Here is a 25163-nt window from a genome sequence, read left to right on the forward strand (position 1 = left end):
TTCTCCAGGCAGTGATTGAGATCAAACCATGATGTTAGCGGTGGACGAAATCAAACAGCGACTGAATGCCATGATCTTTGATCTTGGTCAGGGCGATGTGGTAACCCTCTCGTTTTCTTTCACGACCCAATTGCGGTTTGGCGTCCATTTTCTGCAACGAATACGTATCGCCAAAAGGTATGGGACGGTTATTGGCGAACTGATTGTGCGTGGTTGTGAGCCTCAGCTCTACGTCTGGTGGGATCAGTCGCCTCATCCAGCACCGCTACCCCTGCGTACATCACTGATAAAGGAGGTCGATTCATTTAACCGCATGCATCCCCTTCCGGTGGTGAAATACATGGCGAAATGCTTTAACAATTGCCCTATAAAAACCTTGATGGCGGCGGGCAACTACCCCTTGGGGCCGAATGACCTCCCATCCTTGTTTCATACCAACCAGTTAAGTGTTATTGAGCGTGGTGAGGAGCACTGGTCTGACTGGTTGGTTATGGCCTGTTTTTATTTTGAGAAGGTCTCACAACGCATTGAGACCTACCTGCAATCGCATGCGCAGTTGCCGTTTGATGTGATGGAAGCGGTGGGGGCTTACTCCATTGATTCAGGATTGGATTGGCAGGATTTTCCGCTGTTTCATTCAAGTCAGGATATCGCAAGCGAAATCGACGGCATCAACAGACAGTTGGATTATTTGCAGTCACAGGCAGCACTGCCGGCTGCTTTAACTTCACAACGGGAATCCAGGGAAAAACTGGCGGCCCTGCTCATGGCGCCCCTGCAAGAACGGCGCGCACTTCTTAAGCAGTACCAACAGGCTCCTTTCATGAGGGCATGGCAGGAGCAGCCAAAGCAATTGCAGGCAAAACAGACGTTCGAAAGGCTTTTTTCCAACCTGCACTATCGTCATTTTGATGCCCATTCACGGATCATGCAGTTCATTTTTAACACCTGGATTGAAATTCAGAGGCAACTGAACGATCACCAGCAAGGTCAAAATCAGGTCATTTTACAGAAGTTGAGTGAGTACGCTTATCATGAAGCATTAAAAGAAACGACTCTGGTCGGACGTGATGTCGGACAAGACTCGTCACCCTGGCCTCCTTATTATTTGTGGGCCTTTGTTTTTGCGCTGAGTCAGGGCGATGCCTTTGTTAAAAAAACCTGCACCCACCTGTTGATCAGAACGTTGCTCCCTGAACACGTGGACAGGCTTGTCCTGGTTGATTTTGACCAGTGGTGTGAAAAAAATCAGGCGGGGGTCTGTTTACTGCACGAGCATTTGCTGAAAAATGAACACTTTAACCGCTTGAAAGGGGAGTTATTCGCCCATGGTCAGCAAACCTTTCAATTCGAAATGGTCAAATTGATGTTTTATGCCGTCAAAGCCATGGTTGCACTCAACAAGGCAACGCCGGAAATCGCTGCCGCACGGTTTGCCAACGAGGTGCTGCCTGCCTTGTCCGAGCTTATTCTAAACGGTTATCAGCCCGCGATTGATTTTATTGTCGCCGGTTTGCGGGAGCCCTCGCAGGTCGGTGTTTTTTTTGGACTGGATTATAACCTGGCCATTGCCCTGGTAAGCCATTATGTGGACGACAATGACTTACCCAAGGCCTGGTCTTTTTTTAGACGACTGCAGCGGTTTGCCTGTGCCTCAGGGATAAAACGGGAGGCGCTTCCACCGGAAACAGTGGCTTTGCTGAACATTGTATTTGATGACAAAGCCCGTGAAGCGGGTCTTCATCTCCTTATTGAACAGGCTAAATTCGGCGCATCGGATTCAATGAAAGACGAGGCGGTGAATGCTCTTCAGCGAGCAGGGCAATTGACACCTGTTGCGGCATTGGCCTGTGTCAGGTACTTTATTGAGGCCCGGGAGCCCAGGGACAACAGGATTTTAAAATTCATGCGCCTTGCAGCCGAAGCGGATCCGGCTGAAACGGCTTATCTGAATTACCTGTTTTTGCGGCAGCGGAAAATGATGGCCCCGGAATCATTGATTAAAGCCGCCTCCTGGGGACATCGCCTAGCCTGCAGCGAATTGGAAAATTACATGAGCCGCTATGTTGAGGAAAAGAATACGCAACTGGTCAAGGATTTTTTTATCCCGGCTCTGCTGGATGGAAAAATACAAAAATACCTGCCGCCTGACCTTGTTGTAAAAACAGTGATTCTCATGATTGATACCCAGACGGAGGATGACAAACCAGCGTATACGGCGAAGATGGTGTCATTGTTTATTCGCGCCTTGAAAAGAGAAAACCCGCCCAGCCGTAACGCATTGATTACCATGCTTCTGGCAAAGTCAGAAGGCCGGTTTTCCGCCGAACAATGCAATGAGCTGTCTCAGGCCATCGATCACAGTCTCCTGCCAGAGGAGGCATTGACAACTCCTGAAGTACAAGGAGTGGCCAGACTGTCGTTTGCCAGGCAAAAAGGCCTCTTTGTCAGGGAGGAGTTGAGTAAAGGGATTAACGACACCAGGGAACCCCCCGCTTCTTCTCCTGGGACGCCCCCATTGTAGGTCATGTTTTCTATTAAACAATATCGATCTACCTTTATTCAATCTTGACATATCCACTGTTTTACGGTCTGTGGATAACTTTGTTCATAAATTTGTTGGTCACCCACAAAAAAAGGCAAAAATAAAATTAACTTATTGATTATAAATGAATTATCTATTTTGAGGCTCGCAGGTTATGGGTAAGCGGCTCTGTGGATAACAGTGTGAATGAATGATTGAATTCAAGAAAAAACAACGGGTAAAGAAATGCCCGTGCGTTGATGCACGGGCAGCGATGGTTTATCGGGAGTGAGGCATGGTGCTTGTGTAATGCGGCGCCATTTGGCTAACCAGTTCCAGAAGAATCATTTGGGCAATGAGCTGGTCAATCATCCGTTCCATGCTGGGAGCATGGTGCGTTTTGATTGAGATAAATTCCGGAGCAGAGGAATTGCCTCTGTGATAGCGATAGGATTCAGCCTTCTCTTCTCGATGCAGATGAGCATCAAAATCGGTAAACAGATTAAACAGGGTCCTCAGCGGTGTAGGGGTGGTGTAAATAAAAAACGGAGCGTGTTCTGGGCCCGGTTTGAAGGTACTGGCATCCGAGGGTGAGTTATAAAACCGGTAATAGGTTGGGGCTGGTCGTGGATAAAAACGATGCGAATCGTAATTGTCCTGGTTGGAAGCCCTTCTTCTGGTCGGCTGAGGTCTGGGAGTCTGTTCTTCACGGGACTGCGGCTGGGGCCTGTGAGTCTGTTCTTCACGGGGCTGCGGCTGGGGCCTGTGAGTCTGTTCTTCACGGGGTTGCGGCTGTGGTTGTCTGGGTGCACTGCGTTGTTGTGCCTGAACAGGATTTCCCTGTTCATCAATGAAGCCTGCATCGTATTGAGCGCGTTGGTGGTTATCACTTAAAATGCTGTAGGCAGCACCGACTTCCTTGAATTTTGCTTCAGCCGATGGATCGTTCCGATTCTTGTCAGGATGGTATTGCAGCGCCTTTTTGCGATAGGCTTTGCGTAGGTCATCCTCTGAACATTGTTCAGTGTTGAGTCCAAGGATTTCGTATAACTTCTTAGGCATCATTACTCCAACGACTTAAATATATCTGAAGTATAAGCCACTAAACTTAAGCCAACATTACGTGATGGGTTTATCGCAGTGCGAGGTGCCGCGACAACCGGGTCTTTCGCTGGTGCTTCACAGCAGGGGAGGATGCCAACCCATTAAGGTTGTTGGTGGCATGACGAATTCTTCCGCTTCTTCCGCGGTTGCCACTCGATGCTAATGATTCTGAATAAGCAATTCTTTAGCATGCAGCCGGGTTTGTTCCGTGATGGTCAATCCACCGAGCATACGGGCAATTTCATTGATTTTGTCGCTTTCTTCAAGTGCAATAATGTGCGAAAAAGTCTCATTGTGTACACTGTGTTTTTCAACCACAAAATGATGGTGAGCGGCAGAGGCAACCTGCGGTTGATGAGTGACACAAAAAACCTGGAGACGCTCGCCCAGTTTACGCAATAATTGGCCTACTAATGCAGCTGTTGCGCCGCCAATACCGACGTCCACTTCATCAAATAACAAGGTGGGTGTGGCACCGCGTTGGGCTGTCACCATCTGGATTGCCAGACTGATGCGGGACAATTCACCACCCGAAGCAATTTTGCTCAATAAGTCCGGCGGCATACCGGGGTTGGTGCAGACCTTGTATTCGACTTTGTCCATGCCATGCGCCTGCATCTTATCAAGTGCGCTGATTTCGATTTCAACCCGCCCCTTCGGCATACCCAATTGCTGGATAATGCGGGTAATTTCCTCGGACAGTTTTTCCGCGGCCCGTTTTCGTGCGCTGGATAGCTGTGCGGCGGCTTCTTCATAATGACGGGTGCAGCGATCATACTCCTGTTGCAGGAAGGTGGCGCGCTGCTCTTTATTCTGTAATTGCTCGAATTCCTCCTGCAATTGGCTGGCATGCCGGGGCAGTGCATTGGCATCAATATGGTATTTGCGTGCCGCCTGATGCAACGCGCTGAGCCGAAGTTCGACGGTTTGCAATCGTTCCGGATCCAGCTGGACCTGATTGGTGAATTCGCGGACTTCATTTACGGCTTCTTCGCACTGGATCAAGGCATTATTGATGAGTTCCGCTGCGTTTTTAATGGTCTCTTGCTCCTGAGGCAGTTGATTCATGTACTGCAGAACCTGATTTAACGCCCGATTGATATTGAGCTCGTCATTGTCATTGAGCAAAGCCAGGATCTGCTGACTGTGGGTTAAGTAGTCGTTGGCATGATGCAGAAGCTGATGTTCTTCGCTTAAGGATTGCATTTCGCCTTCGTAGGTGTTTAAAGCCTGCAATTCATCGATCTGAAACTGCAGCAACTCCAGACGATCAGAATGGGCATCCTGATTTTTAAGATGGTCCATTTCCTGTTTAATCTTCTGGCATTGCTTATAAAGGGCCTGCACTTGCTGTAAACACTCATCATGACCGGCATAATCATCAAGCTGCTGACGGTGAGTCGCATGATGCAGCAGCGTTTGATGTTGATGCTGGCCGTGGATATGGACCAGCATTTCGCTGAATTCTTTGACCTTTTGCAGGGGAAACGGTTGACCATTGATGTAGGATTTTGAGCGGCCTTCTGCATAGATTATTCGCCGCAGAATGATTTCACCGGCTTCGCAGTCAATGTCGTGTTCCTCAAGCCATTTAGCTGGTTCAGAGGTTTTATCAATATGAAAGGTCGCGCTGATGTCGCATTTGTCTTCGCCTGTGCGTAATGTGGTGGCATCGCCACGGCCGCCTAAGGCCAGCATCAGGGCGTCAATCATAATCGATTTACCAGCGCCGGTTTCTCCAGTGAATGCAGTCATCCCCTGGGAGAAATCCAGGTCCAGCTGTTTGACAATGGCAAAATTTTCAATGCGCAAGGAGGTGAGCATGTTTATCCCTGGTGTTTTGATTCCCAGCCGAGTTTGATCCGTAATGTATCATAATAATGGTAATCGGCGGGATGTAACAAGCGGAGTTGCTGCGCATTTTTTTCGACAGATACCTGTTGTCCCGGTTTTACCAGCCGCGATTCATGCCCGTCGCAGCTGATGCGCAAATCGGTTTCATTCAATTCACTGATGATTAGGTCCACTTTTGCCTGGCCATCGATAACCAGCGGCCTTGAGCTTAAACTGTGTGAAAACATCGGCACCAGGACCATGGCATTCAACTGGGGATGCATGATCGGGCCGCCAGCTGACAGGGCATAGGCGGTGGAACCTGTCGGAGTAGAAATGATCAAGCCATCCGAGCGGTAATGACAGACGTACTGCTGATTGATGTAGACATCGAATTCGATGAGGTGGGTTTCACTGCCGCGGCCCAACACGACGTCATTTAAAGCATCGCCCTGGAAGTAGGTGTTTTCATCATCATGGATGCGGGTTTGCAGTAAAAAACGGTGTTCTTCCATGTATCGGCCACCCAGCACGGTGTCCAGTTGTTTTTCCATGTCTTTCGGATTAATGTCCGTCAGGAAACCCAGGCGGCCGCGGTTGATGCCAATGACCGGCACATTGACTTTAATGGCCATGCGCGCAGCCGATAACAGGCTACCATCGCCGCCGACCACAATAATCAAATCCTGTTTTTTACCCATGCAGGATCGTTCAAGGACCGGGAGATTCAGTTTGAAATGAGAGGCGGTCTCGGTATCCTGATAGGTCTCGATTTTCTGATGATGTAAAAATTGAACCAGGCGCTCAATGCTTTCATTGACGCCCTGGTTGGCACGGTGTTGTCGTGCGTAAATGATAATGCGTTGGAATTTTTGTTTCATATCAGGCCAGACTATTACCTGTCAGGAATGAGAACCCTGTGTTTGATCGTAGCACATTCCTGACCTATAAACAGGTGGCCGCCGCAGGAAACGCACGGCCTACGCCATGTTACTCCTCGGTGCTGGCGCGTGAAGCCCGTTTCCGCTCGTGTTCCTTCAGCGCTTTTTTGCGCAGACGGATGGATTGCGGGGTGACTTCCACCAGCTCGTCATCGTCAATGAACTCCAGAGCCTGCTCCAGCGACAGTTTGATAGGCGGCGTCAGAATGATGTTTTCATCACTGCCTGAGGCACGGATATTGGTCAGTTGTTTTTCTTTGGTGACATTGACCACGAGGTCGTTATCCCGTGAATGAATGCCGACGAGCATGCCTTCATAGCACATGGTTTGCGGTTCAATGAACAACCGGCCGCGCTCCTGTAGATTAAACAGGGCAAACGCACGGGCGGCGCCGTTGCAGTTGGCAATCAATACGCCATTCACGCGTTGACCCAGGCGGCCGCGATGTGCAGGACCGTAATGGTCATACACGTGGTACATTAAACCCGTGCCAGACGTGCTTGACAGGAATTCGGTGTGAAAACCGATTAAGCCGCGGGTAGGAATCATGTAGTCCAGTCGGACTCGGCCTTTACCGTCAGGAATCATGTTCTGCATTTCGCCTCGACGTTCGCCGAGCTTTTCCATAATTGCACCCTGATGGGTTTCTTCCACGTCCACGGTTAAACGTTCGTAAGGCTCCAGTTGCTCGCCATTTTCTTCCCGCATGATCACTTCAGGCTTTGAAATGGCCAGTTCATAACCCTCGCGGCGCATGTTTTCGATGAGAATGGACAAGTGCAGTTCGCCGCGGCCGGAGACGCGGAATTTGTCCGGATCTTCGGTGTCCTCAACCCGTAAAGCCACGTTATGCAGCAATTCGGTTTGCAAACGCTCGCGTACCTTGCGGCTGGTAATGAACTTGCCTTCTTGCCCGGCAAAAGGCGAGTCGTTAATCTGAAACGTCATGCTGATGGTGGGCTCATCCACTGTCAATGCCGGCAGGGCTTCAACCTGATTCGGATCGCAGAGGGTGTCTGAAATGTTAAGCTGTTCAATTCCCGTGATGGCGACGATGTCACCGGCGCTGGCGTCTTCCACTTCGACGCGCTCGAGCCCTTTAAAGCCCAATAATTGCAAGATACGGCCGCTGCGGACATTGCCGTCTTTATCAATGACCTTCACCGGCGATTTGCTCTTGATTCTGCCGCGGGTAATCCGGCCGATGCCAATGGTTCCTACGTAAGAGGAATAGTCCAGTGAACTGATCTGCATCTGAAAAGGGCCATTCTCATCCACGTCGGGTGGCGACACGCGATCAATGATGGTTTGCAATAAGGCGTTCATGTCGCTGGCTTCATCGTCAAGATCAAGCTTGGCATAGCCATTTAATGCGGAAGCATACACCACCGGGAAATCAAGTTGTGTATCATTGGCACCCAGATTGTCAAACAGGTCAAACACCTGATCCATGACCCAATGCGGTCTGGCACCGGGGCGATCGATTTTGTTAATCACCACAATCGGATTCAAGCCGCGGGCAAAGGCTTTCTGGGTTACAAAGCGTGTTTGCGGCATGGGCCCATCCACGGCATCAACCAGCAGCAGCACACTGTCGACCATGGAGAGAATACGCTCCACTTCGCCTCCAAAATCGGCATGGCCCGGGGTGTCGACAATATTAATCTGGTGATCGCGCCAGTGGACGGAGGTGTTCTTGGCAAGAATGGTGATGCCGCGTTCTTTTTCCAAGGCGTTGGAATCCATCAGGCGTTCCACTTTGGGGGCGCGCTCATTTAAAGTACCGGTTTGTTGTAACAGTTTATCAACCAGGGTGGTTTTGCCATGATCAACGTGAGCAATGATGGCGATGTTGCGAATTCTCTCAATCATATAAGACCTTTTGCGGTGAAGCAGACTCTAGCGTATTGCGGCTTATCCGTTATAAAAGCAAGCCATGTGTTCAGGGATTCGCCATTATACATGGGTTGAGGCATAAATCCTATTGGAAACTTGCCAGGACTGTGTAGTATGTGAATCCAGATTGAGCTCGTCTCGGGTTTGCCGCTGTCTTTGTGCACTACCCGGGCAGTAGGAATGATAATGATAAGTAATAAATCATGAAGACCAATAAACCAAAAATTAAATGCCCGACTTGTGGCCAATCAGACACCTGGCGTTTGGATAATCCGTACAAACCCTTTTGTTCCTACCGCTGTAAATTAATTGATTTAGGGGAGTGGGCCAGTGAATCACGAAAAATTCCCGGAGATCCCACGAACCTGGGCAATGTCCAGGACAGTGACGATTCAGGCGAATAGCCACGGCCTGTTTGACTTAAAAATGATCTAAATGGTACTATATTTGACATTTGACTGTCAGATAATTTCCCCATGCGCTCTCAATTTGAATACTCAGGCCACCCGATTTATCCCGCTGCCCCTCGAACCTGGCGAGTGTTTATCCGAGCGGATGATTTGGATGCTGAGTCGGTTCGAACATTGAATACCCTGCCCGAATACAGGGTTTGTCCTGCCCTGCACATGAATTTGGGTACGGCCGACTTGCCTGATCGGGCGTACATCGACTCGGGTTATGTCAGTGCCTTTGAGTTTCACGATAACAGTGCTTTAAAGGCTGCCAATGCGTATTTGGCCTATAAAAATGTACATTTCATTTTTATTCCTGAAGCACTCTGTGATTCGATCTATCTAACCGGCGGCACAAGAGGGTTTGAAAAAAACGGTAAAACGACTCATCCTCGACGCGAAGAGGGTTCTTCCTGGCAAATTCCGGTTCGTAATGCCGTTATTCCGCAAATTTTTAATACCGATAACATGTCAGTTGCGCTGATGGAGGGGGACTCCCGTTCAAGTTGCGAAGTATTAATTGGCGGGAATTGGAAGGATTATGCTGTTTGCTTTACCTTGCCCAAAAGTCTCTCCAGAGAAATCGCTGGCTACGAACCTCAGGATATTGCGACTCTTGAGCGGCTGTTAAGACGAAGCGGCAGCCTCCCTTATCTGCTCAATCCCGATCGCTCCATAAGCTATGCCCAACGGGAAGCAATCGCTACCCAGGCAAAGCAATTGCAAACCTGGTGGAAAACGCTGGGAGAGGAGCGAAAATTGCTTTGCTTTATGCACGCGGTGCTTGAGGGTAACGCGTATCGAGAGCCAAATCCTGAAAAAGAACCCCGTTTTATGCGCGATCTATGGGCTGTGCAACTCAGGCTGAATGAAATGATGAGCAGGACGCCATCCGCGCGCCATTACTTAAATGCCCTGCAATTGGTGATAACACGTCTGCATGGTCAATTGCTCCCCTTTCATCCGTCCTATCACCCCTTGTTTAATCGGTTTGTGCAGGAATTTAAAGAAGCGGTTCATCAGCAAAATGAGGAGGAGATGCAACAACGCATTCATTATCTTCACACCGTTGATAAGGCCCTGCAGGCGGAAGAACAGTTCTTAAAACGCCTAAGACAGAGTCACCATCAGCAATTCTTACCCTCGACAGCATTACAGACTCATCTTGAACAGTGCTGCAGCCTTCAGTCGATGGTTTCTCCCACGTCTAACGAAAAAGAACTCATCGAAAAAACCATGTACGTTAAATCGGTAACGGAGGCGCTGGAAAAAGAATTGACTTTTTTTAAGCATCATCAAATCACCCGCCAATTAATGAACCTGGAGCAATTCAGGGCAGGCAGGGAACACTCGTTTATTTTCCATTTGGTGGAATGGTATAACGTGTGGGTGGATAAGAGTGACGGCTTGTTTAAGTCACTGTCTCCGGAAGCGCTGCATCAACAGGCAAAAACCTGCGCAAAGACACAAACGGCATTGATTAAACTGCAACAATTATTTGACCAGTGTAATGCCCGCGGCGCCGGCATCAATCAGGAGAAATCCAATCATTTATTCAGGCAATTGGTTGCGAGGGTGACCAATCAGTTGGAGCAGGCATTGAGGGCGGGAACCTCCTTGGATGTTGGCCGATACATCGATGAAGCGACGCATTATTTGCTTATTCTGCTGGCTCAGCGATTGGGTTCGCAACGAAATGCGTTCTTCAATGAAAAAATGCAATCCAATCACCTGCAAAACCTGGATAGAATTCCAAAACCCCGGGCGGAAGAAACCAAACCGGTTTTAATGGGAACCAGTTTGTCATTTCATTGAATTTACTTGCCAGCTTCATTGATTTTAAGGTTCAATACGGAGTCTAAGCTTTACGTTTTGATGCAAATTCACAAGGAATTGATATGCTTAAAGTCAGTGGCTTAAAAAAGCTGCGCTTACTGAGTTTAATACAAGGAATGGTTATGATGACAAGCACATTCGCTGGCAGCGGTCGGGGCGATTTTCACGTTCTTTATCAGGGGCAGTCCGTTGACGATTTGATTATCCAGTACATGGCAGAACACAATGTTCCCGGGATGTCCTTAGCCATTGTCCAGGCGCCTTATATAACCCGCGTGGTGGGTTACGGATTGGCTAATACCGACAGCAGGCGGCTGGTGGCAACCCATGGTGTTTTCCCGATTGGACAAATCACCAATGCCTACACGGCCGTTGCCATCATGCAATTGAAAGAAATGGGCAAATTGCAACTTGATGATGCGTTGTCCTCTCACTTAAAGGATATTCCCGCCTCCTGGCAGGGTATTACCCTTCGGCAATTAATGACCCAAACGTCCGGGTTGCCTGATTATCGCGAAAGCTCAGGCTTTGATTACAGTAAAGACTATACACCGTCACAATGGCTGGAACTGATTAAAAATACCCCCATTCTGTTCAAACCAGGAACCCAAAGCCGGGCCAGCGCGACGAATAATTACCTGCTGGGTCTGGTCATCGAAAAGGCAAGCGGCATGACCTATCAGGAATTTGTCAGCAAGAATCAGATTGAACGCATGGCGCTTAAGCATACCTTTTTTGTCGGCGGTGAAAAAACCATTGATAATGAAGTCAAGGATGACCAAGCGGGCTTTAAACATCAGCAATTTCTTAAAAACCGGGTGTATATTAACCCCATCGAGCCGGTCACCGGGTATGAACAAACGGAGCAGAAACTGTCGCCGTCCAAGCCGTTAAGCTGGACTGCCACCTTTGCGGACAGCGGCATTATCGCCTCGGCAGAAGACATCAGTTTGTGGGATATTGGTTTGGCTGGCGGCATTCTGGTTCAGGAGCCAGCCGACAGAGAATTCCTCTATCATCCGGTGACTGTGAATGGTCAAACCATACCGGGCAATGCGGGATGGCGCTTCCCCGGTCATCCGGGGTTTATGGAGATAAAAGGCCACTTGCCTGGTTATTCGTCTTTCCTGAGCCGTTTTACAGCACCCACGGAATTGGTTTGTGTGACTCTGCTGGCGAATAAGGGTGGATTACCTGATTTGGATATTCTCGGGCGAAAAATTGCCGGTGCTTTCGATTACAATCTGGCAGCGCCTGTTGGGGCGGTTTGGTCCGAAACCCTGCAAAGCCCTTATTCGGTCAGTGAAACCATGAATCGGGTCGCTGCAATTATCAAAAAACAGGGCGGGACGATCTTTGCTCGCATTGACCACAGTGGCGAAGCCGAGAAAGCCGGGCAATCCTTACCAGAGACGCAGGTGCTGATTATTGGTAATCCCGCCAAAGGCACGGCCCTTATGCAGGCTAATGCGGCCTTTGCCCTGGATCTTCCCTTGCGGATTATGGCGACTGAGGATGAGAAAAAACAGGTCTGGTTAAGCTTTACCGACCCGGTAAAACTGGCTTCACAATACCACGTCACACCCGAACAACTGCCGGTATTGAAGCCGATGAGTCTGGGGTTAAACCGAATTTGCCAACAGGCGGTCAGTCCCGCGACGATTCCTGCCTCTCCTTGAGGGCAGGAATCGCCCGTTAATTGGGATTAAACGGTACAATGGCTGTTTCGCTGTTTTCGATCTGCGGCGTTTCGGGTTCGTTGCCATCCTCCAAATGCAATTCAGAGCCGTCGGTAATGGCCAGTACTTCAGTATCGGACATCGCTTCCAATAGAGGCAAGCCCTGCTCCTGCTGCGCCGTTGTTTCCTGATTGGGTTGTTGAACATCCGGTGTCGGAGTCTGGGTATCAGTCGGGTTTTGGCTGAATAAGCCCAATATTTTATTGGTTATTTGATGGTTAAATTCCAATACCCATCGCAGCAGCTGATCGACCCACTCCTGATTAGGATCCTTGTCTTCGCCTTTTTTAGCCGCTGGCGTCATGAAATCAAAAAGAGAATCATTTAATTCCTGGGCACGATTTTTATCTTTAACTGTTGATTTTTTAGTGGGGGTTGCATCCGCTTCCGCCTTGGGTTTAGGTTGTTGGGGTACGGCGGTGTTGTCGGAGTCTTTTTTCTTGCCGCCTGGGGCGGTGGACTGTTGAGTGTCATTGTCCTGATCTAACTCTTCATCCTCGTCGATGTCATTATCCGGTTTATCGTCCTTATCCGGAGCCGGGTCAGAGAAAGAGAGGTCGTATTGATGGCGTTTCTCGTCATCCTTTAAGACAGAATAGGCTTCACCCAGTTTTTTGAAGACTTCTTCGGCGTCGGGCTCTTTGTATTTATCGGGATGAGTCAACAAGGCCGCTTTTTTATAGGCTTTACTGATGTCTTCAGTGCTCGCGTTCGGAGGCACACCCAGCACCTCATAAAATGTCTTGGCCGCCTTGATGCGCTCAGCTGTGGGATTTTTTGTTTGGGGGGCGGCATCTTCTGGTGTTGAGGACATGAGAATCTCGTATAAAACCAACTTATGTAAATAATAGCACATGCCCTTTTCAGATCATGCCGTTTTGTTTTTCTTAACAAAGCATTTACAAAAATCATGGCGTGGGCTGCCAGGCGGCTTAAGCACAGGGGATTTTATTGCACAGGGTAATGGATAATGTCATGGAAAAAAGCGCTTTTATCATGGGTATTGCGGTAGCCATGCGGTTTGCTGGCATCAAAACGAAGCCCATCGCCCGGGTGAAGCACATGCCAGTCCTGATGAATCAGAATGTCAACGGTTCCCTCAATCACAATGATGTGTTCAATGACGCCGGGTTCATGCGGCGTGGATAATTGCTCACAGTGCGGTAAAAGTTCAATCATAAAGCATTCAAAGCGCAGTTCCGGATCAAAGGGGAATAAGGACGTGATTTTGAGTTGCTCATCCGCATGCTGCAACGCCTGTTGGGGTTGCGGGCGGTAAATGGTTTCGGTGGCGTTGCCTGGACTGTCTTCAAGAAAGGACGAGAACGACACATGAAAACCGCTGGCAATTTTCCACAAGGTAGCCACTGTGGGGCTTGATTCCAGGCGCTCGATTTGGCCAAGCATTGCCTTGCTGACGCCAGTTTCCTGAGCCGCCTTGTCCAGACTCCAGCCGCGCTGCTGGCGAAGGGTTTTCAGGTGATTGGCGATGTGTTGTGCAAAAATGTCCAAAATTTTTCCTCTCAACGCTTGTGCGTTATAACGCACGGTGCTATCCTTTGGCTGTGCGCTATAACGCACAGCGAATGTATCCTGTATTTAATCATGAGGTGGCGCGATGTTGAAGTATTTTTCTATAAGTCATGCCGTAGCCGGCTTTATCGCGGTGATGGTGGGGTTTACCAGTTCCGCCGCCATTGTTTTTCAGGCGGCCGCCGCCGCTGGCGCAGACAAGGCGGAAATCAGTTCATGGCTTTTGGCATTGGGCCTTGGCACATCCTTAAGCACAATGGGATTGTCCTTATATTACCGCATGCCGGTCTTAACGGCCTGGTCCACGCCAGGTGCCGCCTTATTGATGACCAGTCTCGCTGGCCTTTCCCTGCCGCAGGCGGTGGCCGCATTTATGGTCACTGGTTTACTGACGTTGATTGCCGGTTTAAGCGGCTATTTTGAAAAGGTCATGGATTTTATTCCTCGTGACTTGGTGGCGGCCATGCTCGCCGGGGTTCTGCTTCATTTTGGGCTGAATGTGTTTACCAGTTGGCAGGAGGATCCCGGCTTGGTTACGGCCTTGCTGGCCAGTTATTTACTGGGTAAACGCTTTTTCCCCCGCTACGTGATGGTGGGGGTGCTTGCCATCGGCCTGCTGTTCGCCTACTGTCAGGGGGTATTTACCCATACTTTGATTCAGCACGGGTTGACCCGGCCTGTGTGGGTCGAGCCTCAATGGTCCTGGCCGCTTTTATTCAGCGTGAGCCTACCTTTGTTTATTGTCACCATGACCTCGCAGAATATCCCGGGCATTGCTGTTCTCCATGCGGAAGGTTACCGCCCGCCCGTCTCCACTTTAATCAGCTGGACTGGCCTCACGAATGTGTTATTCGCGCCTTTCGGCGGCTTTTCCTGTAATCTCGCGGCAATTACCGCCGCGATTTGTGCGGGTAAAGAAGCCGGTCGTGATCCTGAGTTACGGTATCTCGCCAGTCTCTGGGCCGGTGTCTTTTATCTATTGATGGGCCTGTTTGCTGCAGCGATGGTGGATGTCCTGGCTTCTTTTCCCAAGGTTCTGATCACGGCTATCGCGGGCTTAGCCCTCTTTGCTACCATAGGCAGTAATTTACAAGCCGCGTTTACAGACGCCCATCGCCGTGAAGCTGCGTTGCTGACCTTGATGATCAGCACCTCCGGGATTACCATTTTAGGAATGGGCGCGGCATTCTGGGGGTTAGCAGCAGGTATTGTTGCCAATGGGCTTCAGAAAAAGCCGCTTCGTGCATGACATCCCGTGGAGAATAAACAGCGTGCCATTCACCTCAAGACGGTATCACTTAGATACTTCACTGTCCCCGACTCATTTCAATCTAAGCCGCTGTTTGTCGCAGCAGGGGTGGAAGGTTACGCGCTTTAACTGCCTGTCCAGCATCAATGACAAGGTGCTGCTGTTTAACGAGGCGGCTGCACAGACTCTGGAATACAAGCATTTGCTGGCACAACTTGTCGCGGACTATTGCCCGCAGATCGCGCCTCAAACTTTTTGTGTCGATGAGGGCAATTGGCAGGAAGTGGTGCATCATCTGGTGGGCATTCATGCCCAACTGCCGCCTCACGAAAAATTAGTCTGGATATTAAAACCGGCGTTGTTAAACAACGGGCAACACATACGCTTGTTTGACACACCGGAGGCTTTAGCCGCGCATTACGTACACTCAAAACGCATGGGCGGTATGCATGTCCTGCAGCGTTATTTAAGCCCCCATTTATTAAGGGATGATCGTAAATACAGCATCCGCTTGTTTGTGATTCTGACCAACTACGATGGCGCTTTTTGCTATAAAGACGGTTACTTTAATGTCGCCCTGCATCCTTATGTCGAGGACTTCTCCGATTTGCGGCCCCACTTAACCAATGAGCACTTGCTCGATCCGGAGGTCAATGTCATTCAGATCCCCGCCAGTCGATTTGCGCAATTCAGTCACTATCTGCCACAAATTGACGCAATCCTGCAACAGGTTCTGCAGGGGTTGCGCTATGATTTTCCCGAGGCTTTCCGTTGCAGCAGGCAACGAACCCTTGCCCTTTTTGGGTTTGATTTTATGGTGGATAGTCATGAGCGGGTGTGGCTGCTGGAAGCCAATCACGGTCCCTGTTTTCCGATCGATGACCACCATCCGCTTCAGGCTCATTTGTATCAGGGGTTTTGGCAAGGGCTGATTCACAGTTTTATTGAGCCCATAGCCGACAACCGTCCTGTCAAACGCATTGATTACCCGCATTTTAACAAAGTGCTTTGACGCGCGCTTAGACTAACTGATGTTCCGCTTTCCATTGCGACCAGGGACCTGAATACCCCTTAAGGCGAGCCTCGGCATACTCATAAAAATGCTGCAAAAACTGAAGCCGTTCCTGATAGTAAGGCGTTAGATCCGGATCAGTACGCACAATCTGGGTTAAATCGTAATAGGGCGGGATGGACGCCAGCCGTTCAATGATGTCATTGAATGAAGCCTTGTCGGCGTTGTTTAACATATCGTACATGGCCAGCAGCGTGGTGGAGCGGCCCTTGCCGCCACGGCAATGCACATGAAGCCACATGCCTTTCGGCAATTTCTTGATCAGGGAAACAAAGGTATCGACTTCTTTATCCAGCGGCGCGCGGTGATCGGTAACCGGTAACCGGCGATAGGCAAAGCCTGTTTGAGTGACCTGTTCCTTTTCGCTGAGCAGGGTTTCCACCGCAATGGAATTGCCGGTGCTGTAATCTTTTTTGGCGAATTGCTGAACGGTCAGTACGTTGTCTATTTTTTTTAATGACGACAGGCGTGCCAGCCATTGCGTCTCTGTTGCAATCGATTCTTCCGCGGTTTTACCCAGATTCAGCCAGTTATGAAGATCACAGAGGGTGATGGCATTGCCATTCAGGTAGCCATGGTTTTCCTGACGCAAATCAAGCACCAGAACCTGGTGGGGCTCAATGCCTGCCCGGGAGCGAATGTAATCCGCCACCTGTTGCCACCCCTGGCTGCCAGGCTCGGCGCTTAATGACATGCGCAGGCTATCAACACCAGCGAGATTGCCATGGTAGTAATCGCTAATCATCAAGGTATCCCGCAGGCTGCCCACAGGCGATGCCGGGGTTTCGGTGTCTTGTACGATGCAGGGCTTCTCGCGCGTCGCTTCGCAGGTGAGGGGATCATTAAACGAAAAAACAGGTTGGATAGACGCGGCCCATCCCAGGAGCAATAACGTGATCTTCAATTTAATCATGATAGTCACTCGCAATGCTAAATTGTTCTCAGTCTAGGGAAAAAACGATGGTGCTTCAATAGCTTAAGCCGTTGACTTTGGCCTCGCAAGAAATCGATTGACAGAAAAGGTACCCATTTGACTACAAAATGTTGCCTGACTCAGGAAATTGGTATGCCGTTTGCTAAACTTAAACTAGGACGTAGGAAAAGGGGAAGATTCATGAAAAAACTTATTTTACATCCTACCGAAATAAGTCAATGGCATGCTTTAATCAATGAAGCGCAGGCTTCCACTCAACTTGTACTCAATGAAAACACGGAAAGTTATCTGGTTTTTCTGCTGATGCGCTACACGCAGGGACCTAAACTGATTGAATCGGTCATTGCGCTTGATTTCCTGGAGTCCATGCAAAACGGCAAATGCCGTCAGGTTGAATTGCTGCGGGATGTCGGCGATAAAAGCCTGCTGTTTTGCGGCCTTTTTCCCGGTATCGCTAGAAAACGACAGGTTAGCCTGAACTATTTTGTCGACATGGGACAGGCGGCCTACATGACCATCAGCGAATTGCAGGGGCGTCAACTGGCGCAGTTGTACCTGGAACTCAGTCTGCAGTTTTTAAAGCTTCAGCATATTCTGCAGGCGATGCGTAGCGATTACATTCAATTCTGTGATGCAGAGGGCCGTGCTATCCCAACCTGGGATCTGCCAATGCAATGAATCGATTAGGTTAATAAAATCTTAAGCTTTATCGCCTAGAATCAGCTCCGACTAACCTACCGGAGTGGAGTAATGACACGGGCGTTTACGCATCTGACCGAAAAGATTAACTTTAGTCTCTATAAAAACACGCTTACCATCTATCCGAAGTCACATCAGCCCTCTGTTGAAAGCTTAGAAGGCAAGCATCCAATGGAAGTGCTTCTGGTATTGATGGAGGTGATGCGTTTCGAGGAGTGTCAGGGCATTAAGCTCAGAAACGCGCTGCAGTCTGTGACAAGCGAGTTCGATGTGAAGCGTTTTGTGCATCGTGAAGATACTGATCACAGTTGTTACCATCGCGATGATTTTGATTGGGATGCTGACCATTATCATGCGCAGTTTGCCGTGTCGATTACCCCTTCTTTGTTGAATAAGATCCTGCTGGTGTTTGAAAAGTATAAGCTCATTACCTCAGAAGAGCGGATACGCTTTATCAAAGCCTATCATGAGGCGAATGTATTGCCTTCCAAAGAGCCGGTGGATGAGGTTATTATTCTACCCTTTACGGAAACGACCAAGCACAACAAACCTGTTGTAGAGGAATCCGTTCAGGCAGACCGCGGCACGGAAAACGTGTCGCTTTTGAAGCCTAAGCCGCATGAAATGAAGTTTGAGGCGCAGTTAAGCGACCTTCACAAAAAAGTAGAGGACTTTAAAAAGGAGAGTAAAAAAAATCCTCAGAAATACCAACCGGCTTATAATGAATCCAAGACCCTGTACGATAAGCTTAATCAAAATTACGCGGATTATCAGCAGCACAAAAATGGGAAACTCTTTGTAACAAATGCCAATTCGGCTCTTGATCAGGCGAGGGGAGAGTTGGAAAATCACCGTGGGGTTGGGAAATACATTGTCGATTTTGTTGAGCGAGTCAGGGGATTAATCGCTCAATTCGGTCATTCTCCTCCGCAGAATGTGAATCATAAATCGACCTTTTTTAAGACGGATTCCATTCGTAAGCTGGAAGCTCTGGCTGAGACAGTGCAAGCGTTTTCCTTAGATGCCTGATGGCTTTAAGGGGCAGGGTAACCGCGGCAACCGCGGTTATCCCGCTATTTTCTGAACAATAACGCAATATCAATGGCATCAAATTGGTAATGACTGTTGCAAAAGTCACAGGCAATTTCAATTTTCCCCTGCTCCTGCAACAATTGTTGGGCTTCGCTTTCACCCAGCACCCCGATGACCTGCTTCATTTTTTCAGGACTGCAGCGGCACTGAAAACGGGTTTCCCGGCTGGGGAACAGGCGTAGTTCGGTTTCATGGTACAACCTGAAAAGCAGGGTTTGATTATCAAGCGTCAGTAATTCCTGTTCGCTGACCGTCTGGCCCAGTTGCACGGCATACTCCCAAAAATGCTCACGCTGTTGGCTGTCGGATTGCCCGGGCAGAAGCTGCAGCAGCATGCCGGCGGCGCGTTCGTCATTAACCGCCAGCCAGACCCGTGTGGCAATCTGCTCGGATTGGGCAAAATAATGCATTAAATTTTCACTCATGGACGTGGAGTGAAGCGGCACGACACTTTGATAGGCTTGTGTCTGCTGGTATTGATTAATGGTCAATGCCATTTGCCCCTGAAGAAACGCGTCGGCATAATCAGCAATTTCAAGATTGTCTTCAAATTTGGCAAACCCGCGCAGGTTTAATTGATTATCGCATTGCACCAGCAACAAGGGCAGACGACTGTCTCCCTGAAACTGCAAACTGATTTCCCCCTCAAATTTCACGCTGCCGGCGAGCAGCAGGCAGGAAATCAGGGCCTCGCCCAATAAATTACGCACCATGGGAGGATAAGGGCGTTGCTGCATGATGGCTTGAAAGCTGTCATCGAGATGGGCAATGGCGCCGCGTATGGTTTCGTTTTCAAAAATAAAGCCCTGCAGGGAATCCGGTTCTCTCATCATTAATCGCTAAAGCCAAAAAAGACAGATTCTAGCACAAAGTTCATTGCCTGCCTGCTTTTGACGCGCGATAATGCCAGTTTTTTGGCGAGGGGTCATGAAGCTTAATCCACAACAAATGGCGGCTGTCACTTACATCGGCGGACCTTTGCTGGTGCTGGCCGGCGCCGGAAGCGGCAAGACACGGGTCATTACTCAAAAAATCGCCTACTTGATTGAACAATGCGGTTATGCGCCGGCTACCGTGTATGCCGTGACTTTTACCAACAAGGCGGCGAATGAAATGCGGGAACGGGTGGCCGCCACCCTGCCCGCAGGCAAACGGCGCGGTCTGAAAGTGGCGACCTTTCATACCCTGGGCCTTGGGATCTTAAAACGTGAACTGGGCCTGGCAGGCCTTAAGAAAGGATTTTCTATTTTTGATGCGGAGGATAGCCTGCAACTGTTGCGCGGCCTGCTGCCAACCGGGAAAGCCAATGAGCGGGATTATGTCATGCAGATTCAGCATCAGATTTCCCATTGGAAAAATCAATCGCTTTCTCCTGAAAAAATCCAGTCTTCTGCCTTCGGATCGTCCCCTCATGCCGAAGAGGCCGCGCGACTCTATCCTGAGTATCAACAGGCCTTGAAAGCGTATAATGCGGTGGATTTTGATGATCTAATCCGTTTGCCGGTGAAACTGCTGATGGAGCATGACGAGGTGCGGGAGCGCTGGCAGAATCAAATCCGCCATCTACTGATTGATGAATACCAGGATTCCAATACCAGCCAGTATGAATTGGTGCGCTTATTAACCGGCGTGCGCGCCCAGTTTACCGTGGTGGGGGATGATGATCAGTCGATTTATGCCTGGCGCGGTGCTCGTCCGGAAAATCTGGCGCAACTGCAAAAAGATTACCCGCAATTGAACGTGATTAAACTCGAGCAGAATTACCGCTCCACCAGCCGCATTCTGCATGTGGCCAATACCCTGATTGCCAACAATGCGCATCTTTTTGACAAGCGCCTGTGGAGTGATTTAGGCCATGGGGAGATGCTCAGGGTACTGTGTTGCCGTGATGAAAATGATGAAGCAGAACAAGTGGTGGCCGACTTAATCAGCCACAAACTCAGGATGGGCAATGAATACGGCGACTACGCCATTTTATACCGGGGCAACCACCAGTCCCGGGTGTTTGAAAAGGTGCTTCGCCATCATGGCATTGCCTACCGGATAAGCGGTGGGCAATCCTGGTTTGCCCGCACCGAAGTCAAGGATATTCTGGCTTACCTGAAGCTTCTGTGTAACGAGCACGACAACGCGGCCTTTTTGCGTGCTGTGAACACGCCCAAGCGGGGCATTGGCGAGGCCAGTCTTGATGTGCTAGGTAATTATGCCCACGCCCGCGGACACAGTCTCTATGCCTCGGCCGACCACCTGGCATTAAGCGAACTGCTCACCGATAAACCGCGTGCTGCGTTGGCGCAATTCAAGCAATGGCTGGAAACCATCAAGTCGCGCCTTGGCGATGGCAGCATGGAACCTTTGCGTCAGATGGTGGAGGAAAGCGGCTATGAAGCCTACCTTTATGAACAGAGTGATGCGCCGGCAAAGGCTCAGAAACGCATGGAAAATGTCCTGGAGTTACTGGAATGGGTCGGTCGTCTGTTGGCTAAAGACGAAACACCGTCGCTGGCGGATGTCATCAACAAATTGATTTTAATCGATATCCTGGAACAGTCGGAGGATTATGATCGGGAAACCGTGCAGTTGTTGACCCTGCATGCGTCCAAAGGCCTGGAATTCCCTTACGTTTATTTAGTCGGCATGGAAGAAGAGTTGTTGCCTCATCGGGTCAGTATTGACGAGGAGCAAATTGATGAAGAACGTCGGCTTGCTTATGTCGGCATTACCCGGGCGCAAAAAGGACTGTGCTTTACTTTAGCCCGTCAGAGGCGACGCGGGGGGGAGTTGCAGGATTGCCTGCCCAGTCGTTTTCTAGACGAATTGCCGGAGGATCATCTGGAGTGGTTTGGCAAAAGCAAGGAGCGTAACGAGGCTCAATCCAAAGCCTTGGCGCGGTCGCATTTGCAGGGGTTAAAAAATTTACTGACTTAGTCAGCCGAATGAACCTGGATAAAGCCCGAAGGCTAAATCCAGGAAGGGGCAGTTTATGCCGCTGGGGAAATCCGGTTTGACAGTTTTTCCAGAAATGCCTCGGTCTGGGTAGGGCCTTTGCTGAAAAAGCGATGGGTTTTGTAAACAGGATTCCTGGCTTCGTTTTTAACCAATTCGTGAGCCCTGGCCTCGCCACTACGCAACGACTTATCCAGTTCCTGGAGTTTTTTCGACTTCTTGTCCGCCACCTCAGGCTTCAAAAGCGTTGGTCTGAAATGCTCCTGCCGGTAAAGATTGACATGATACAGGGCCTGCTCGGTTTCCCACTCCTCAGAGGGTTGTGTTTCCACCACCACATTTTCTTTGGTTTCCGAGTCAAAGGGATTGCCGCGTTGTTTATTCCAGGCGCTCTTAAAATCGGCATGCGGGCTGCGTTGATTGACTTCCGGGTTATTGAGTTGGCTGAATCCGTAATCCCACAGGGCGGCCAGAAAATAGATGGGTATGAAAATGAACCTGAGCATCCGGGTCGGTAAATCCGCCTCATGCGAATGCCCGTGTTCTTTCCCCAGGCGTTCGTTCAGCACATCACGAAAATCAGTGTGGCGGTGCTCATGGGAGTGGGACATGAAATAATGCATGTCTTCAAACCCTTCGCTGACAATGCCGAGAACGGCCGACAAAATTTCGGGAATGCCCGGGACCCTGTCCGCGGTAACGCCGATACTGACTAAATGGCCGAAAAAGAACAGGATGCGCAAAGGCACAATGGTTAATTTCAGGATTAAACGAAACGGGTTAAGGATCTGCCCCCAGTTTTCCCGCGCATACAATTCCCCGCCCCATTTACTCAATCGCGTGATCGCGCGCTGGAAAAAATTACGGCCGCTGTTTAACGCAGAGTAAATGATATTCAGTGAATCAGCGGTATTTTCGAGATTAAAAATCAAGGCGGAAAAGCCGGTAATGATGGGATTGATCACCCCCATGACAAAACTGGGTATTTTGACCATCCAGCCAAACAGGGGTTGGGCATTTTTAGCCACCGTCCACCAGGTACCGGCGGTGCAGATGGTCAAGGCAGTGGCTAAACCCAACAGGAGTACGGCCGTGACCGCCATAAAGACATTTTTGACGGTTACGCCCTGTTTAAAGTCATCACGAAGACGCCGATACCACTTGCGCAGGGTATCGTTATTAATCATGTCGGTGATGGCATTGTAGGTCAGGAAACCATACGCCGTCCCGGCGACAATGGCCATGGGTAGAATGATGGCTGGCAAAAAGCCGAAAGGAATGGTGGCCAGCAGCGGAATGGTTGCGAATTCACCCACTAACAGGTAGGTCGTGCCTATCCCCATAAAGACAGCGGCTAAGACACTGAACGCCTGGACCACACGATAAAGACGCTGGCGGCTTGCCAATAAATCCTGACTTTCTTTCTGCTGGTGCGTTTTAAGCCACTCACGTAATCTACTTTCATAGGGGGTCAGTGGCAGCATCCCTTCCCCCTCATCGTCTTTGGCGAAGAGCTGCAGCGCAAACCAGTTTTCCATGTCACGCAGGCGTTGCTTCAGTTGTTTTTTGCGTTTCCGGCTGGCCGCATTCAGTTTGACATGCTTGAATTTTTCCATTTCCAGCAATTGGGCCCGGTAATCGATAAAGAATTGCGGTAGAGGCTCGTTGCTATTAAATTCTTCCTCTTTTGGGAATTTTTCCAGCAGGTACTGGTTGGCAAGGTAACGCTTTAGGTAATCGCGCCCCGTTATTTTATTAAATGCCCCTTTAATATTCTGAAAATAAATTTCACCTTCGTAAGCCACCGACAAACCAAAGGCCGTGAAAGCCAGAGGCAATAAAGGCAACAGGGCATACATGCCGCCAAAACTTAAAAAGCCAAGAATCAGGCTGGCGCCTGCCGTTAACAGGAACAGAAAAAGATAATACGGAATTTTTTTTGTTTTCATCATTCACCCTGAGCATTTGAAAGCCGTGGTACTTTATAACAAATGAAAATGATTATCAATAAAGTAGATGCAAAAAGAATCAGTGTGTTCGATTAGTTCGTCGCTAAAAAAAGAAGTTGCAACATGGCGGTCATCATGTACTATCAAAGGGCATTTTATTACTAAGGAGAAATAATGCGTCTGAAACAATGGATGATCGGTCTTTCCGCAAGCGTCGCCCTCGCAGGCCCTGTTGTTGCAAAGCCCGTTGTGATTAACGAACAGTTGCAAGTGCCTCAATGCTTGGCCAGTCACTTGTCAAGTGACTACCCGGTACTGGCTGAAAACCGCAATTTTAAAATTATTTCTGTCCCTTCAGACGATTTGGACACCATCACGCGTCTCGCCGATAAAGTGGGTTGCGGGCATTACATCAATGTGAGCCACAAACTGGCCCGCGCCAAGGCCGGGCTGCTGCCTGAAAAAGCGCAAGCCTTGTTAAACGCACCCCCTAAAAAAGCGGTGCAGGCTGAAAACTACGAGATTAAACACCAGGCTGAAGTGGATGCGGTACTGGCGCAGGTCAATGCGGATAACATCTGGGACACGCTGACGCATTTAACCAACTATTACAACCGTTCCGCCACCAAGGATACCGGTGTTGAAACGGCCAATTGGATAAAAGCCAGTTTTGAAAAAATGGCAACCGAGTACGGACGTCAAGACACGGACACGTACCTGGTTAAAACCGGCTGGTACAAACAACCCTCAGTGGTCACGGTGATCGGTAAAGACATTAAAGCCCCAGGCATCGTCATTGGCGCTCACATGGATACCCTGGATGGCCGTATGCCCGGTGCCGGCGATGATGGCAGCGGTTCGTCCAGTGTAATGGAAATTGCCCGTGTCCTGTTGGCCAGCGACCAGAAATTAAAACGCCCGGTTTATATCATCTGGTACGCAGCCGAGGAACGTGGTCTTGTTGGTTCTCAGCATGTCGTTGAGGAATTCATGAATAAATCCATTCCGGTCAAGGCAGCGATTCAATTTGATATGACGGGTTTCCGCAATGATCCCAAAGATCAAACCATATGGGTCTTTAAAGATTACACCGATAAAAAACTCAGTGATTTTGTCGCTTCGTTAATCACACAATACGTCAAAGTCCCCGTCAATTATTCGCGTTGTGGCTATGGCTGCAGTGACCATGCCTCATGGACTGACGAGGGTATTCCTGCGGCGTTCCCGTGTGAAACCAGCTTCGATGATCACAACCCCTACATTCATACCTCATCCGATACCATGTCGCTCTTAAGTCTTGAGCACATGACCAATTTCACCCGTTTAGGCCTTGCCTTTGCAATTGAATTGGCCAGTGAATAAG

At 49.4% G+C, this 25163-nt stretch carries 19 protein-coding genes; 10 read left to right on the forward strand and 9 right to left on the reverse strand.

All coding sequences use genetic code 11. The annotated features are described in order from the left end of the window. Nucleotides 1-28: 28 nt before the first annotated feature. Nucleotides 29-2524, forward strand: coding sequence for a hypothetical protein (locus tag DYE45_RS01285; RefSeq protein ID WP_108294747.1), 2496 nt, complete (start codon nucleotides 29-31; stop codon nucleotides 2522-2524). Between the two features lie 279 nt (nucleotides 2525-2803). Here the strand turns inward: DYE45_RS01285 and DYE45_RS01290 are convergent, their stop codons facing one another. The 4 genes from DYE45_RS01290 to typA form a co-directional block, all read right to left on the reverse strand. Beyond that, nucleotides 2804-3586: a J domain-containing protein gene (locus DYE45_RS01290; protein WP_242602650.1), complete on the reverse strand. Its 783-nt coding sequence runs from the start codon at nucleotides 3584-3586 to the stop codon at nucleotides 2804-2806. 201 nt (nucleotides 3587-3787) lie between these two features. Beyond that, complete coding sequence (gene recN, locus DYE45_RS01295) at nucleotides 3788-5452, reverse strand: DNA repair protein RecN (protein ID WP_108294743.1); 1665 nt, start codon at nucleotides 5450-5452, stop codon at nucleotides 3788-3790. A 2-nt stretch (nucleotides 5453-5454) separates the two neighbouring features. Beyond that, nucleotides 5455-6342, reverse strand: coding sequence for an NAD(+) kinase (locus DYE45_RS01300; protein WP_108294741.1), 888 nt, complete (start codon nucleotides 6340-6342; stop codon nucleotides 5455-5457). A 109-nt stretch (nucleotides 6343-6451) separates the two neighbouring features. Further along, nucleotides 6452-8275: a translational GTPase TypA gene (gene typA, locus DYE45_RS01305; protein ID WP_108294739.1), complete on the reverse strand. Its 1824-nt coding sequence runs from the start codon at nucleotides 8273-8275 to the stop codon at nucleotides 6452-6454. Between the two features lie 227 nt (nucleotides 8276-8502). Between typA and DYE45_RS01310 the strand changes: the two genes are divergently transcribed. From DYE45_RS01310 to DYE45_RS01320, 3 genes are all read left to right on the forward strand, one after another. Continuing rightward, a complete protein-coding gene (locus tag DYE45_RS01310; RefSeq protein ID WP_108294737.1) occupies nucleotides 8503-8703 on the forward strand; it encodes a DNA gyrase inhibitor YacG in 201 nt (66 codons plus the stop codon). A gap of 72 nt (nucleotides 8704-8775) precedes the next feature. Next, nucleotides 8776-10566, forward strand: a complete 1791-nt coding sequence (locus DYE45_RS01315; protein ID WP_108294735.1) for a hypothetical protein — start codon at nucleotides 8776-8778, stop codon at nucleotides 10564-10566. Between the two features lie 143 nt (nucleotides 10567-10709). After that, nucleotides 10710-12266 (forward strand): serine hydrolase, encoded by a 1557-nt coding sequence (locus DYE45_RS01320; protein ID WP_242602651.1) that lies wholly within the window; start codon nucleotides 10710-10712, stop codon nucleotides 12264-12266. A gap of 16 nt (nucleotides 12267-12282) precedes the next feature. Here the strand turns inward: DYE45_RS01320 and DYE45_RS01325 are convergent, their stop codons facing one another. Both DYE45_RS01325 and DYE45_RS01330 read right to left on the reverse strand, forming a co-directional pair. Continuing rightward, nucleotides 12283-13140, reverse strand: a complete 858-nt coding sequence (locus DYE45_RS01325) for a J domain-containing protein (protein ID WP_108294889.1) — start codon at nucleotides 13138-13140, stop codon at nucleotides 12283-12285. 134 nt (nucleotides 13141-13274) lie between these two features. Further along, nucleotides 13275-13838 (reverse strand): helix-turn-helix domain-containing protein, encoded by a 564-nt coding sequence (locus DYE45_RS01330; RefSeq protein ID WP_115301047.1) that lies wholly within the window; start codon nucleotides 13836-13838, stop codon nucleotides 13275-13277. A 106-nt stretch (nucleotides 13839-13944) separates the two neighbouring features. On the opposite strand from DYE45_RS01330, the gene DYE45_RS01335 reads away from it, so the two are divergent. Further along, complete coding sequence (locus DYE45_RS01335; RefSeq protein ID WP_108294733.1) at nucleotides 13945-15108, forward strand: benzoate/H(+) symporter BenE family transporter; 1164 nt, start codon at nucleotides 13945-13947, stop codon at nucleotides 15106-15108. Further along, a complete protein-coding gene (locus DYE45_RS01340; protein WP_115300285.1) occupies nucleotides 15077-16120 on the forward strand; it encodes an ATP-grasp domain-containing protein in 1044 nt (347 codons plus the stop codon). Before DYE45_RS01335 ends, DYE45_RS01340 begins: the two co-directional genes overlap by 32 nt. A 7-nt stretch (nucleotides 16121-16127) precedes the next feature. On the opposite strand, the gene DYE45_RS01345 is transcribed toward DYE45_RS01340, so the two are convergent. Then, nucleotides 16128-17093 (reverse strand): phosphatase domain-containing protein, encoded by a 966-nt coding sequence (locus DYE45_RS01345; RefSeq protein WP_115300286.1) that lies wholly within the window; start codon nucleotides 17091-17093, stop codon nucleotides 16128-16130. A 201-nt stretch (nucleotides 17094-17294) separates the two neighbouring features. Between DYE45_RS01345 and DYE45_RS01350 the strand changes: the two genes are divergently transcribed. After that, the gene (locus DYE45_RS01350) at nucleotides 17295-17792 is read left to right on the forward strand and encodes a hypothetical protein (RefSeq protein ID WP_108294727.1); all 498 of its coding nucleotides are present in this window, start codon (nucleotides 17295-17297) and stop codon (nucleotides 17790-17792) included. 72 nt (nucleotides 17793-17864) lie between these two features. Continuing rightward, nucleotides 17865-18842, forward strand: a complete 978-nt coding sequence (locus DYE45_RS01355; protein WP_115300287.1) for a hypothetical protein — start codon at nucleotides 17865-17867, stop codon at nucleotides 18840-18842. Between the two features lie 44 nt (nucleotides 18843-18886). On the opposite strand, the gene hslO is transcribed toward DYE45_RS01355, so the two are convergent. Beyond that, nucleotides 18887-19735 carry an Hsp33 family molecular chaperone HslO gene (hslO, locus tag DYE45_RS01360; protein ID WP_108293424.1) on the reverse strand — a complete coding sequence of 283 codons (849 nt, stop codon included), beginning with the start codon at nucleotides 19733-19735 and terminating at the stop codon, nucleotides 18887-18889. Between the two features lie 97 nt (nucleotides 19736-19832). Between hslO and DYE45_RS01365 the strand changes: the two genes are divergently transcribed. Further along, nucleotides 19833-21833: a UvrD-helicase domain-containing protein gene (locus tag DYE45_RS01365; protein WP_108293422.1), complete on the forward strand. Its 2001-nt coding sequence runs from the start codon at nucleotides 19833-19835 to the stop codon at nucleotides 21831-21833. Nucleotides 21834-21886: 53 nt separating this feature from the next. Here the strand turns inward: DYE45_RS01365 and DYE45_RS01370 are convergent, their stop codons facing one another. Continuing rightward, a complete protein-coding gene (locus DYE45_RS01370) occupies nucleotides 21887-23803 on the reverse strand; it encodes a hypothetical protein (protein WP_115300288.1) in 1917 nt (638 codons plus the stop codon). A 171-nt stretch (nucleotides 23804-23974) separates the two neighbouring features. Between DYE45_RS01370 and lapA the strand changes: the two genes are divergently transcribed. Further along, the gene (gene lapA / locus DYE45_RS01375; RefSeq protein WP_108293418.1) at nucleotides 23975-25162 is read left to right on the forward strand and encodes an aminopeptidase LapA; all 1188 of its coding nucleotides are present in this window, start codon (nucleotides 23975-23977) and stop codon (nucleotides 25160-25162) included. Nucleotide 25163: the final 1 nt, after the last annotated feature.

It is taken from the genome of Legionella taurinensis, assembly GCF_900452865.1.
Lineage (GTDB): Bacteria > Pseudomonadota > Gammaproteobacteria > Legionellales > Legionellaceae > Legionella_C > Legionella_C taurinensis.